Consider the following 12,564-nt stretch of genomic DNA (forward strand, 5'->3'; position numbering starts at 1 on the left):
ACAGCATATACCCAAGGTTGATCAGGCCCATAAACCTTACATTAATAAGTATAATACAACATAAACGGGAAAATTCTCCGAGTAAGACTGGCATGCAAGAACTCTCCGAAGACGACCTGGTCATGGAGCTTCCCGGCGGACATGACGCATTTCCGGCCTCGGTCGCCGCGACTGCCCATGACGCCCTTCGGGAGGCCTGCGAACGGCTTCCCTGCGCCTTCGCGATCCTTGAAGCGGACGCCCGGCCCTCCTTCATGAATTCCGCGTTCCGGACCCTGTTCAATCCATCGGCGCATCCCGGTTCGGGCGCCCCGGACCTGGTGCGCCTCGCCGAAGGCGGCGCCCACTCCCTCAGATCGCTGGACGGCCGGATATGGCCGGTGAGCGCCACGCCTCTGGGTGGTGGACGCATCCTTGCGATGGTGGAGGGCGGATCGGCCTCGGCCGCCCCGGACATGACGGAGCGGCGGGATGCCCTGACCGGGCTGGCGAACCGGGTCGTCCTGAAGGAGCGGATCATCCAGGCGATCGCCGAGCCCGAGGCGGATCGCCAGACCGCGCTGTTCCTGCTTGACCTGGATCGGTTCAAATCCGTCAACGATACCCTCGGTCATGCGATCGGCGACAAGCTGCTGTGCCGGGTGGTCGAGCGTCTGCGCGCGACGGTCCGCCAGGACGATCTGGTCGCGCGACTGGGCGGCGACGAGTTCGCGATCCTCCAGCGCTCGCCCCGGCAACCGGACGCCGCCAAGGCGCTCGCCCGGCGGCTGGTCGACCTGGTCGGCCGGACCTATCTCGTCGACGACCATATCCTGAACATCGGCGTCAGCATCGGCATAGCGCTGCCACCGGCCGACGGTGCCGAGCCGGACCGGCTGCTCAAGAGCGCCGACCTCGCCCTGTACCGCGCCAAGGAGGAGGGCCGGGGCCGTTTCCGCTTCTTCGAGCAGGAAATGGACACCCGTGCCCAGGCCCGCCGCACGCTGGAACTCGACCTCCGCCGCGCCTTCGCGCTCCGCCAGTTCGAGGTCTTCTACCAGGCGCAGATGAGGCTTCACGACAGGGAGATCGTGGGCTTCGAGGCCCTGGCCCGCTGGCGCCACCCGCAGCGCGGCATGGTCTCTCCCGCCGACTTCATACCGGTCGCCGAGGAAATCGGCCTGATCTCCCAGATCGGCGAATGGGTCCTCCTGACCGCCTGCCGCGAAGCGGCGCGCTGGCCCGGTTCCCACCGCATCGCCGTCAACCTGTCGCCCCTGCAGTTCAGCAATCCCGGTCTGGTCGACACGGTATCGGCGGCGCTCGCGACCTCCGGCCTCGCTCCCGAACGCCTGGAACTGGAGATCACCGAGAGCGTCCTGCTGGACAACACCGCCGCGACCCTGGCGATCCTCCACCAGCTCCGCGCCCTCGGCATCCGGATCGCCATGGACGATTTCGGCACCGGCTATTCCAGCCTGGGCTATCTGCGCTCCTTCCCGTTCGACAAGGTCAAGATCGACCAGTCCTTCATCCGCGACATGCCGACCGACGGCGACAGCGCCGCCATCGTGAAGGCGATCATCGGCCTCGGCATGAGCCTTGGCATCTCGACGACCGCGGAGGGCGTCGAAACCGAGGAACAGCTCAGCCGCCTGCGGGCGGAAGGCTGCACAGACATCCAAGGCTACCTTCTCAGCAAACCCGTCCCGGCTTCCGAACTGGCAGCCGTCCTGAACCGCATCCCCAAGTGAACATCGAGCAGATCGTCGAGCCATGTCCGAACAGATCCATCGCCTGGTCTATTTCAGCCGCAACGCCATGCCCGGAACCGACGGCGAGATCGTCGCGGGCGTCCAGCAGATCCTGGCAAGCTCCCGCCGGAACAACGCCCGGGCCGGCGTGACCGGCGCCCTGCTGTTCAACAGCGGATGCTTCGCCCAGGTGCTGGAAGGCCCTTCGCCGGCGGTCACCGAGACCTTCGAGCGCATCCAGTGGGACGAGCGCCACAGCGAAGTGCTGGTGCTGGAATATGCCGCCGTCGCCGCCCGCCTGTTTCCCAACTGGTCGATGTCCTTCGTCGGCGCCGACCGGTCCGATCAGCAATTGTTCGGCGACGTCTCCGCGAAGAGCGGCTTCAACCCAATCCACCTGAAGGCGGACCGGATCTTCGCGACGCTCGACCGCCTGATGCGGGAGGAGGAGAAGCAGGCCGCCTCGCCGGAGCCGGCCGGGAGGTAGGCCCGCCCCCTGTCCGGCCACGCGACGATTGATCCATGTCATTTTAGATGGACGCCTTCTTGTGTCAGGTTTCAATGACACAGGGAGGAGATCAGCGTTGCGTATCCTTCTCATTCACCCGAACTACCATTCCGGCGGCGCCGAGATCGCCGGGAACTGGCCGCCGGCCTGGGCGGCCTACCTCACGGGGGCGCTGAAGGCCGCCGGGTTCCCCGATGTCCGCTTCGTCGACGCCATGACGAACGATCTGTCGGAGGCGGATCTTCGCGTCATCCTGGCGGAGGAGAGGCCCGACATGGTCGGCGTCACCGCGATCACGCCGTCGATCTACAAGGCGGAAAGCGTGCTCAGGCTCGTCAAGGACATGCACCCCGGCGCGGTGACCGTGCTGGGCGGCATCCACGGGACGTTCATGTACCAGCAGGTCCTGGGCGAGGCCCCCTGGATCGACGTGATCGTCCGCGGCGAGGGCGAGGAGGTCCTGATCGACCTTGTCCGCACGATCGACGAGGGCCGGTGGCCGGCGGACCGCCAGGCCATCAAGGGCATCGCCTTCACGGAGGCCGGCCCCGGGGGGACCAGGATCGTCGCGACCCCGGCGGCCGCCACCATCAAGGACCTGGACGCCCTCGCGCCGGACTGGAGCATCCTGGAGTGGGAGAAATACAAATACATTCCCCTCGGCGCCCGCGTGGCCATTCCCAGCATGGCGAGAGGCTGCCCCTTCACCTGTTCCTTCTGTTCGCAGTGGAAGTTCTGGCGGGACTACCGTATCCGCGATCCGAAGAAAGTCGTCGATGAGATCGAGACGCTGTACCGGCGCCACGACGTCCGGTTCTTCATCCTGGCCGACGAGGAACCGACGATCAACCGGAAGAAGTTCGTCGAGTTCTGCCGCGAACTGATCGCGCGCGGCCTGCCCGGCAAGGTCCTTTGGGGAATCAACACGCGGGTGACCGACATCCTGCGCGACGAGGAGTTCCTGCCGCTCTACCGCGAGGCGGGCCTCATCCACGTGTCGCTGGGTACGGAGGCGGCGGCGCAGATGAAGCTCGACCGGTTCCACAAGGAGACCAAGGTCGCCGACAACAAGAAGGCGATCCGCCTGCTGCGGGAAGCCGGGATCGTCGTGGAAGCCCAGTTCATCGTCGGCCTCGAGAACGAAACGGCGGAAACGCTCGAAGAAACCTACCGGATGGCCCTGGACTGGAAGCCTGATCTGGCGAACTGGGCGATGTACACCCCCTGGCCCTTCACGGCGCTGTTCCAGGAGCTGCGGGACAAGGTCGAGATCTTCGATTTCGAGAAGTACAATTTCGTGACGCCGATCATCAAGCCGGAGGCGATGGACCGGACGGAACTTCTCGACCGGGTCATGAACAATTACCGGCGCTTCTACATGCGGAAGGCTTTGTTCTCGTACCCGTGGTCGGGCACGGGGCAACGGCGGCGGTACCTGTTCGGCTGCCTCAAGGCGTTCCTCAAGTCCGGGTTCGAGCGCAAGTTCTACGATCTGGGCAAGGTCGGCTACTGGGGGCCGCAGTCGAAGAAGAGCGTGGACTTCCATTTCGACCGAAGCCGCACCAGCCCGCCGATCGAGGCGGCCGAATGGGAATCCAGCGCGGAACGGAGCGCGAAGGCCAGGGCGGCGAAGGGAACGGCGAAAGGGGCGGTGATGGCTTGCGGCGGCGGCACGGAGCAGATGGAGGACATGGATGGGACAGGCGGCGACCATCGGGCCTAACGCGGTCATCCAGCTCGTGCCGGCGCTGACGCGGAAGGGGTTCGACGGGATGGCGCCGCAAGTCTTCGCCGGGGCCGGCGTCACCGGGTGGCTTGCCGACCCGCCGGCGGCGATGGTCGACGAACGCCTGGCGGCGGGCCTGCACCGGGCCTTGCGCGCGGGGCTGCCGCCGGGACAGGCCTCCCTGGTGCTGGCCGAGGCCGGCCGCCTGACGGCGGACTACCTGCTGGCGGCCCGCATTCCCGGACCGGCGCAGGCCATCCTGAAGCTGCTGCCGGCATCGCTTTCCGCATCGCTGCTGGTGGGCGCGATCAGGGCCCATGCCTGGACCTTCGCCGGCTCCGGACGGTTTTCGGCCCGCGGCGGACCGCCGCTGCTGCTGGAGATCAGGAACAACCCGCTCTGCGCGGGCGAGCATGCGCCGGCTCCCGTCTGCTCGTGGCACGCCGCGGTGTTCCGCCGGCTGTTCGAGGTGCTTGTCTCGCACGATGTCCGCGTCGACGAGACGGGCTGCGAGGCCTGCGGCGACCCGGCCTGCCGTTTCTCGATCGACTGGTCCTGAGCCGCCCCTCCTCGCGGAACTTTCCGGGAACGCAGGGGTTTACGTGGCTCACCATCAAGGACCCTGAAGTTGGCGGACGCAAGCGCGGAGACGAACGGCGAACAATTCACCCCGGAGGCGGACATCAGGGAGTTCATCCTGGACCAGGGTTTTCCCTGCGTCGGAGCGAAGTCGGCCGTCCAGAAGGGAAGAATGACGGTCTATACCGCACGGAGCATCGAGAGTTCCTGGGACGACGTCGCGATCCAGGAGAGACTGATGCGCTTCGCCTGGGAGTACACCCAGGATCCCACGCTCTTCACCAGTTTCGCCGTCGTTTTCCAGGGGCCGGCCGGGCTCGCCGAGGAGGATTTCGAGCGCAACCTGTGGGACCGCGTCCAGTCCCTGACCGACAAGGACGCCTGGCAGGGCCAGCGCCACGATCCCCGGGTGAGCGCCGACCCGAACGACCCCCATTTCGCGCTCAGCTTCGGCGGACAGGCCTTCTTCGTCGTCGGACTCCATCCCCGGGCCAGCCGGCCGGCGCGCCGCTTCCGCCATCCGGCCATGATCTTCAACCTGCATGACCAGTTCCAGATGCTGCGCGACCAGGACCGCTATGAGAAGCTGCGCGCGGCCATCCTCGACCGCGACGTGAAGCTCGCGGGCGACGTCAATCCGATGCTTGCCCGGCATGGCGAGAGTTCGGAGGCAAGGCAATACAGCGGCCGGATCATCGAGCCGGACTGGGCCTGCCCCTACAGCCGGAAGCCCGCCCCGGCAGCCCGTCCCCGCCCGCTCGATACCCTGCAATCCTTCCTGGGGAAACAAGATGCCTGAGGCGCGCGGAACCATCGTCGCCATCCCGCCGCGCAGCGGCGTGGCGTTCGAACTGGATGCCGGCGATACGCTGGCGGTGATCGATCCGGAAGGCGGCCAGGTCGCCGACCTTCTCGCCGTTTCCCGGGCGGACACCCGCGAAATGATCTCCTCGGGCAGGACCCTCGATTACGCCGAGCGGATCTACCTGACGACGGGCGACAAGCTCTATTCGAACCGTTCGAACGTGATGCTCGACATCGTCGAGGATACCGTGGGACGCCACGATTTCCTGCTGACCCCGTGCAGCGAAGCGACTTTCCGGCTCTGCTACGAGAACGAGCCGCCGCACCCGGGGTGCCATGGCAACCTCGCCGGGGCCTTGCGTCCCTACGGGATCGGGGAAGACGCCATCCCCGTCGCGTTCAACTGTTTCATGAACGTGCCGGTGGACGGCGAGACCGGCCGGTTCAAGGTGCTGCCGCCCCTGAGCAAGGCGGGGGACCGCATCGTCTTCAGGGCGCGGATGGATCTGGTGATCGGCCTCACGGCCTGTTCGGCGCCGGCGAGCAACGGCGGCAGCTTCAAGCCCATCCATTACTCCGTCCGGAAAGCCGGAGACGCGCCCCCGTGATCCGGCCAAGTGCGGCATTTCCGTTCCGACGCCATCATGGACATCCGGATCTCCCGACGCCCCGCAGCGCGTTGCCGCTCCCGTTACCCGCTCTCGTTCGCGTAAGGTTTCAGGGAAGATCTCCGAGGCGCCGAACATATCTGCTGTGGACGCGACACTCGCACTGACGGCGTGACTCAAGCGAAATGACCTCCGGAGAAGCCGGCGCGGATCAGCATGTTTGGGTAGGAACGGGGCAATTCGTCCCGGTCGACACAGGGTGGTACACCTCGTCTGCGAATAAACTCTCAATGAGCATCTTCCGGAGGTCTGCTCGAAACGCCGCTTCAAGCGTCCCGAGCATGCAGTATAAATTTAAGTAAAGGAACCGAAATAGTAAGCCGTAATCTTGCCGAATCATTTAATTGTAATTTTTGGACAATAACGGTACCGAAGAGATTCATATATCTGCAACACTTCCGCGTTCTGCCTGTTACGCCTCCCCGATCAGGTGCGGCGCACAATGCCATTCAGCCATTCGCAATGGGGAATCCCATGCCAGATCAGATGAACGGGAAGAGTGAGATAGCTCGACGACTTGCCTGTCTGGTCGGGCTCGCAGGGATGCCAGTCAGGGCAAGCGATGAAGCGATCCCGTACGTAACGACGGACGACTGGGGCAAAGTGTTGGTGGCCGACCATGAGGCCATTCAGATCGCCCTGACGGAAGGTACCGTGTTCCGCGATCCGGAAAGCGGCTTCTTGAAGGCTAGACCTCCAACATAGGACCGAGCTGTTTTCAGAGGAGGAACGCCATGTCGGCGTTTGATTTGCCTGTTGCCTTGGAGAACCGAAGCGGGATGGTGCATCCTGTCGCCTTGGAAGCGATGCGGGTCAAAGCTCTGGGAATCTATTGCTGGGACCCGGAGGACGGCCGATGCCCTCAGGCTGGACGGCTTTCGATGGACCTGTTCGGCGATGAAATCCACGCGGGGTCGGCCTATACGGAACGCGAGATCATGATCATCGGGGAGGAGTGCGAGCGCACCCTGGAATGGCTCGTCGGCGATCGCGGCCTCTGCGAGGCGGGTACTGAACGGGGGCGTTCCAACACTCTCTGGTGCCACCTGAAATGGATGCGACGGGAGCGGGACCGCCTGATCGCCAGCAGGATATCCAACTCTCTTGCCGATACCGCAAACGGCGGCAAGGCGTTCGAGGTCGGCTTCGGCTTCCTGCTGAACCATGCGTACTGGAGCGACGACTACGAGTGGCTCCTGCAGCGGATTCGCAACCTGCTCGACCTCGTGAACACCGGCCGGTACTACATGGATTTCGGCACCCTGACGATCTGGTTCGAGAATGAGGTTGATGCAGCGGCTTTTCGAAAGCGTGTGGCGGCGCTCAGAACCTGAACCTCGACCAGCATGCCTGGCCGACCATCCCGGCGCATTGGCCATGGGGCGGCAGCCGGCCAGTCCCTGGTCGCGTGTTTGCACGGTTTCATACCGAACTGCCGCTGCCGCATTCTTTTGCGCATCACCGCGATCGGTTGGCCATCGCGCTGTTGGACTGGCCGCCGTCCTGTGTGACGAGCAGTCCCGGTCCTTTCTTGACTAGCCTGAAGCGTGACACGGATATCTGTCGATCACCCTATCTGGAGCTCATCTGCCCGCTATGCCATTCCCATCTCTCGACCCCGCGTTGCTGGAAGCCCTGTCCGCGCGTGGCTATGCCGAGCCGACGGCGGTGCAGGCCGCCGTGCTGCAGCCGGAGGTCCTTGGGCGCGACCTGCTGGTCTCGGCCCAGACCGGTTCGGGCAAGACAGTCGCCTACGGCCTGGGCGCGGCCCCGGATCTCCTCGAAGCGGACAGGGGCGACGGAAGATCCCGTCCGCCCCGCATGCTGGTGATTGCGCCGACACGGGAATTGGCGTTGCAGGTCGGCGGCGAACTGGAATGGCTGTATGCCCGGCTCGGGTTCCGGATCGTCACCTGCGTCGGAGGCACCGACATGCGCCGGGAACGTCGCGCCCTGGCCGACGGCGCCGACGTGGTGGTCGGAACACCGGGACGGCTGCGCGATCACCTGGAGCGGGACGGCCTGGATGCAACCGCTTTGCGGGTAGTGGTGCTCGACGAGGCCGACGAGATGCTGGACCTCGGCTTCCGCGAGGACCTCGAGGCTATTCTCGACGAGACGCCGCCGGAGCGCCGCACCCTGCTGTTCTCCGCCACCGTCCCGCGGGGCATCGCAGCCCTGGCCAAGCGCTACCAGCGCAACGCGTTGCGGATCGAGGCGACCGCGGGCGGCGAGCCGCACGGTGACATCGAGTACCGTGCCATGCTCGCGGCACCGCTGGAAACCGAGCGCGCCCTGGTCAACGTGCTGCGCTATTTCGAGGCCCGAGGCACGCTGGTGTTCTGCGCTACCCGTGAGGCGGTGGCGCGGCTTCAGGGCAATCTGCTGGAGCGGGGCTTCTCGGCCGTGGCTTTGTCGGGGGAACTCGGCCAGGCGGAACGCACCCGGGCGCTGCAGTCGCTGCGCGATGGCCGGGCGCGGGTCTGCGTGGCGACCGACGTGGCGGCGCGCGGCATCGACCTGCCGGACCTTGGCTTGGTGGTTCACGCCGACCTGCCGCGCGACCCGGCGACGCTGCTGCATCGAAGCGGGCGCACGGGCCGGGCCGGCCGCAAGGGAACCTGCGTCCTGCTCGTGCCGCACACGCGACGCCGGGCCGCCGAACGCCTCCTCAGGGATGCTGGTGTGCAAGCCGCCTGGTCCGCCCCGCCGGCCGCCGAGGAGGTGCTGGCACGCGACCGCGAGCGGCTGGAGCGCGAAGCGATATCCCTCGCCGCCGAGGACGTGTCGGAAGACGATCTCGCCGTGGCCAGGACCCTGTTGGCGGAACGCGATCCCGAGCGCATCGCGGCCGCCCTGGTACGTGCGCTACGCGCGCCGCTGCCCGCCGCCGAGGAGCTCTCGGCGGGCGCTGACGGCGGGGATCGACGCGACCGGTCCGAGCGACCGGAAGAGGGCGGTGGCAATGGCGATTATGCACGGTTCCGGATCAACATCGGCCGGGCAGGCAATGCCGACCCGCGTTGGCTGCTGCCGTTCCTGTGCCGTCGGGGGCACGTGACCCGCAAGGAGATCGGCCGCATCCGCGTGTTTGACCGCGAAACCGAGTTCGAGGTGACCAGCAGCGCGGCCGCCCGTTTCGTCGCGGCGATCCGGCGCAAGCCATCCGGGCCGGACGGGCGGGACGGCGACGACGGCGAGATCCGGATCGAGCCGGTCCGCGATGGAGGTCCGCGCCGCAACGCGAGCGCTCGCCAGCGCGATCGTGGCCCGATACCGCCAAAGCGCCCAAGCCGGGCTCCGGCACCGGCCCGGGATGCGTGACTCCTCGGACCGCGGGTGCCCGGTCTGTTCGTGAGCTGAGTGTCTGTTGAGCAATGAACAGCTGTGCAGCGACGATTTCGAAGTCCGGCCCTATTGCCGCACGAGGATGGCTATCCGCCGGACCCTGTATGAACGCCGAACAGGTCGTGCGCCGAAGCCGGGTCGCCTTGCGGAAGTCCCGCAGCTTCGCGCCGCCCCCGCTATAGTCGTGCCCTGACCTCGGCCGCGACCCGCTCCGGCGTGATGCCGAAATGGTCGTAAAGGTCCGGCACGGAGCCGGAGGCACCGAAGCCGTCCATGCCCACGAACCCGCCATCCTCGCCGACATACCGGTCCCAGCCCTGGCGCACGGCCGCCTCGACGGCCACCCGCACCGTGCCGCGATCGATGACCCGGGTCCGGTAGGCCGCGTCCTGCAGGTCGAACAGCTCCCAGCACGGCATCGAGACCACCGCTGTCGGGATACCCTCGGCCTGGAGCGCCGCGCGGGCCTTCAGGGCGATGGACACCTCCGAGCCGGTCGCCAGGATCGTCGCCCGCCGGGCGCCGCCCTCGGCTTCGGCGAGGACATAGGCGCCCCGGCTCGACCGGTTCTCGTCCGATCCGTCGGTGCGCACCGCTTCGAGCGGCTGGCGCGGGAACATCAGCGAGCAGGGACCCGTGCGATGGTTCATGGCGATCTCCCAGCACTCGACCGCCTCGACGGCGTCCGCGGGGCGCAGCACCAGCATGTTGGGCATCGCGCGGAACGAGGCGAGGAACTCCACCGGCTGGTGGGTCGGCCCGTTGGTGCCGACGCCGATGGAGTCGTGGCTGAAGACATACTTCACCGGCAGGCCCATCAATGCCGACATGCGCATGGGCGCGCGGTTGTAGTCCGAGAAGACCAGGTAGGTCACCCCGACCGGCACCACCCCGCCATGGGACGCCATGCCGTTCAGCATCGAGGCCATCACGTGCTCGCGCACGCCGTAATGGACGTAGCGGCCGCTCCGGTCGTCCGCGGTGAAGGCGGAAAGCCGCCGCTTGTGCAGGGTGGCGCCTTCGAGGTCGGGCGCCCCCGATACCAGTTCGGGAATCGCCTCGGCCAGGAGGTCGACGATGTCGCCCGAGATCTTGTAGCCGTGGTCGACGTGCCGGGTCTCCGCGGCCCGCCGCTTGTAGTCCAGCAAGGCCGTCTCCCAGCCGTCCGGCAGGCGCCCCTCGCGGAGGCGGTCGAAGTCGCGGCGCTTTTGCGGGTCCAGGGCCGCGACGCGGCCCTGCCACGCCTCGTACTCGGGCTCGCTCCGGCGCCCGGCTTCCCGCCAGGCCGACAGTATGGCGTCGGGGATCTCGAACGGCGCATGGGGCCACCCGAGATGCTGCCTTGCGGCATCGGTGTCCTCCTTGAAGACACGGCCACCGTGGGCGGCCCGCTGTCCCTGGACCCGGGGTATTCCCCGCCCGATCGTGGTGGCGCAGGCGATCATCGACGGCCGGGGATCCGCCTTGGCCCGGGCGATCGCGGAGGATACCGCCTCCGGATCATGCCCGTCGACCTCCTGGACATGCCAGTTGCTGGCGCGGAAGCGTGCGGCCATGTCGTCGGAAAGGGCGAGATCGATAGCGCCGTCGTCGGTGATCCGGTTGTCGTCCCACAGGAAAGTCAGCTTGCCGAGCCGCAGGTGCCCGGCCAGCGAGACGACCTCCTGGCCGACGCCCTCGTGGAGGCAGCCGTCGCCGACCAGCGCGTAGGTATGATGGTCCACGATGCCCGGGCCGAACCACCGGTTCAGGATGGCTTCGGCCAGGGCCATGCCGGCGGCGTTGGCGATGCCCTGGCCGAGCAGGCCGGTCGTGACCTCGATGCCCGCGGCCGGGTCGTATTCCGGGTGGCCGGCGCAGTGGGACCCGAGGACGCGGAAACGCTTGATCTCGTCCAGGCCGATCTTCCCGTAGCCGGTCAGGTAGAGCAGCGAATAGAGGAGCATGGAGCCGTGGCCGTTCGACTGCACGAAGCGGTCGCGGTCGAACCAGAGCGGGTCGCGCGCGTTGAACTTGAGGTGGCGCGTGAAGAGTGCCGTGGTGATGTCGGCGGCCCCGAGCGGGGTGCCGGGATGGCCCTCGCCGGCACGCTCGATCGCGTCCATGGACAGAAAGCGGATCGCGTTGGCCATCAGGCGGGGATCGACGCTGGTCATGGCGGCGGGTCCTTCTTGGCTGTTCGGTGACGGATCGCTCACGTGACCAGGTTCCGGGGCTGGCCGGCGACGAAGGCTTCGATGCAGGCGGTGACCTGGTCGGCGACCTCCTGCCGGGCTTCCCGGCTCGCCCAGCCGACATGCGGCGTCAGGATGAAGTCGGGCCGCTTCGCCAGCCGCATGAACGGATGGTCCGGCGGGGGAGGTTCGACCGACACGGCGTCGACGGCGGCGCCGGCGATCTGGCCGCTCTCCAGCGCCTGCACCAGGTCCGCCTCGACGATCAGCCCGCCGCGCGCCGTGTTCACGACGATGGGCCGGCGCCGCATCCGGGAGAACTCGGCCGCGCCCAGCAGATCCCGCGTCTGCGGAGTGAGCGGGCAATGGAGGGTCAGCACGTCGCTTCGCTCCAGGACCTCCTCGAACGGCGTGTAGAGCGGCCCCATGCCGGTGCTGCCCTTGTGCGCCGAGAACAGCACCTGCATGCCGAAGGCCCGGCCGAGTGCGGCGACCGCCTGGCCGATCGCGCCTTCGCCGACGATGCCGAGCGTGGAGCCGTGGAGATCCCGGATCGGATGGTCGAGCAGGGTGAACTGGGCCGCGCGCTGCCACGCTCCGGACGCCACGGACTCGCGATACGCCATCAGGGACCGGCGGAGCGCGAGGATGAGGGAGAAGGTATGCTCCGGGACCGTGTGGACCGCGTAGGCCTGCACGTTGGAGACCGGAATCCCGCGCCGGCGGCAGGCGGCCAGGTCGACATTGTCGGTACCGGTCGCCGCCACCGCGACGAACTTGAGGTTCGGGAGTTGATCCAGCACCGGCTCCCGCAGGGGGACCTTGTTGACGATCAGGATGCTCGCCTCGCGGGCGCGTTCGAGCACCTGGTCGGCAGTGGTCTTGCCGTGGACCTCCCAGCCATGGCTGAAGGAGGGGCGGCGCATCGTCACCTCGGGACCGAGGGTTTCATGATCAAGGAAGACGATAGTCTCGGACATGGTCTGGCCTTTCTGGGCTGCGGCGCGGCCGGCTCATCGGGGCG

Annotated in this window: 11 protein-coding genes; 9 read left to right on the top strand and 2 right to left on the bottom strand. The window is 67.1% G+C overall.

What is annotated here, in order from left to right:
• Positions 1-92: 92 nt before the first annotated feature.
• The 9 genes from JL100_RS31395 (at position 93) to JL100_RS31435 (ending at position 9,342) form a co-directional block, all read left to right on the top strand.
• The gene (locus tag JL100_RS31395) at positions 93-1,733 is read left to right on the top strand and encodes a putative bifunctional diguanylate cyclase/phosphodiesterase (protein WP_202684189.1); all 1,641 of its coding nucleotides are present in this window, start codon (positions 93-95) and stop codon (positions 1,731-1,733) included.
• Positions 1,734-1,755: 22 nt separating this feature from the next.
• Positions 1,756-2,220 (top strand): BLUF domain-containing protein, encoded by a 465-nt coding sequence (locus JL100_RS31400; RefSeq protein WP_202684188.1) that lies wholly within the window; start codon positions 1,756-1,758, stop codon positions 2,218-2,220.
• A gap of 97 nt (positions 2,221-2,317) precedes the next feature.
• Entirely contained in the window at positions 2,318-3,964 is a 1,647-nt protein-coding gene (bchE, locus tag JL100_RS31405) for a magnesium-protoporphyrin IX monomethyl ester anaerobic oxidative cyclase (protein WP_202684187.1), read from the top strand.
• Positions 3,936-4,526 (top strand): bacteriochlorophyll 4-vinyl reductase, encoded by a 591-nt coding sequence (gene bchJ, locus JL100_RS31410; protein ID WP_202684186.1) that lies wholly within the window; start codon positions 3,936-3,938, stop codon positions 4,524-4,526. Before bchE ends, bchJ begins: the two co-directional genes overlap by 29 nt.
• 69 nt (positions 4,527-4,595) lie before the next feature.
• A complete protein-coding gene (gene gntA / locus JL100_RS31415; protein WP_202684185.1) occupies positions 4,596-5,345 on the top strand; it encodes a guanitoxin biosynthesis heme-dependent pre-guanitoxin N-hydroxylase GntA in 750 nt (249 codons plus the stop codon).
• Positions 5,338-5,958 carry a DUF1989 domain-containing protein gene (locus tag JL100_RS31420; protein ID WP_202684184.1) on the top strand — a complete coding sequence of 207 codons (621 nt, stop codon included), beginning with the start codon at positions 5,338-5,340 and terminating at the stop codon, positions 5,956-5,958. The genes gntA and JL100_RS31420 overlap by 8 nt, the downstream gene beginning before the upstream one ends.
• Before the next feature lie 534 nt (positions 5,959-6,492).
• A complete protein-coding gene (locus JL100_RS31425; RefSeq protein WP_202684183.1) occupies positions 6,493-6,723 on the top strand; it encodes a P-loop NTPase family protein in 231 nt (76 codons plus the stop codon).
• Positions 6,724-6,752: 29 nt separating this feature from the next.
• The gene (locus JL100_RS31430) at positions 6,753-7,352 is read left to right on the top strand and encodes a hypothetical protein (protein WP_202684182.1); all 600 of its coding nucleotides are present in this window, start codon (positions 6,753-6,755) and stop codon (positions 7,350-7,352) included.
• Between the two features lie 262 nt (positions 7,353-7,614).
• Positions 7,615-9,342: a DEAD/DEAH box helicase gene (locus tag JL100_RS31435; protein ID WP_202684181.1), complete on the top strand. Its 1,728-nt coding sequence runs from the start codon at positions 7,615-7,617 to the stop codon at positions 9,340-9,342.
• 200 nt (positions 9,343-9,542) lie between these two features.
• Here the strand turns inward: JL100_RS31435 and tkt are convergent, their stop codons facing one another.
• Together tkt and JL100_RS31445 are read right to left on the bottom strand one after the other, a co-directional pair.
• The gene (gene tkt, locus JL100_RS31440; protein ID WP_202684180.1) at positions 9,543-11,522 is read right to left on the bottom strand and encodes a transketolase; all 1,980 of its coding nucleotides are present in this window, start codon (positions 11,520-11,522) and stop codon (positions 9,543-9,545) included.
• A 38-nt stretch (positions 11,523-11,560) separates the two neighbouring features.
• Positions 11,561-12,520, bottom strand: coding sequence for a D-2-hydroxyacid dehydrogenase (locus JL100_RS31445; RefSeq protein WP_202684179.1), 960 nt, complete (start codon positions 12,518-12,520; stop codon positions 11,561-11,563).
• Between the last annotated feature and the right edge of the window lie 44 nt (positions 12,521-12,564).

This window comes from Skermanella mucosa (genome assembly GCF_016765655.2).
Lineage (GTDB): Bacteria > Pseudomonadota > Alphaproteobacteria > Azospirillales > Azospirillaceae > Skermanella > Skermanella mucosa.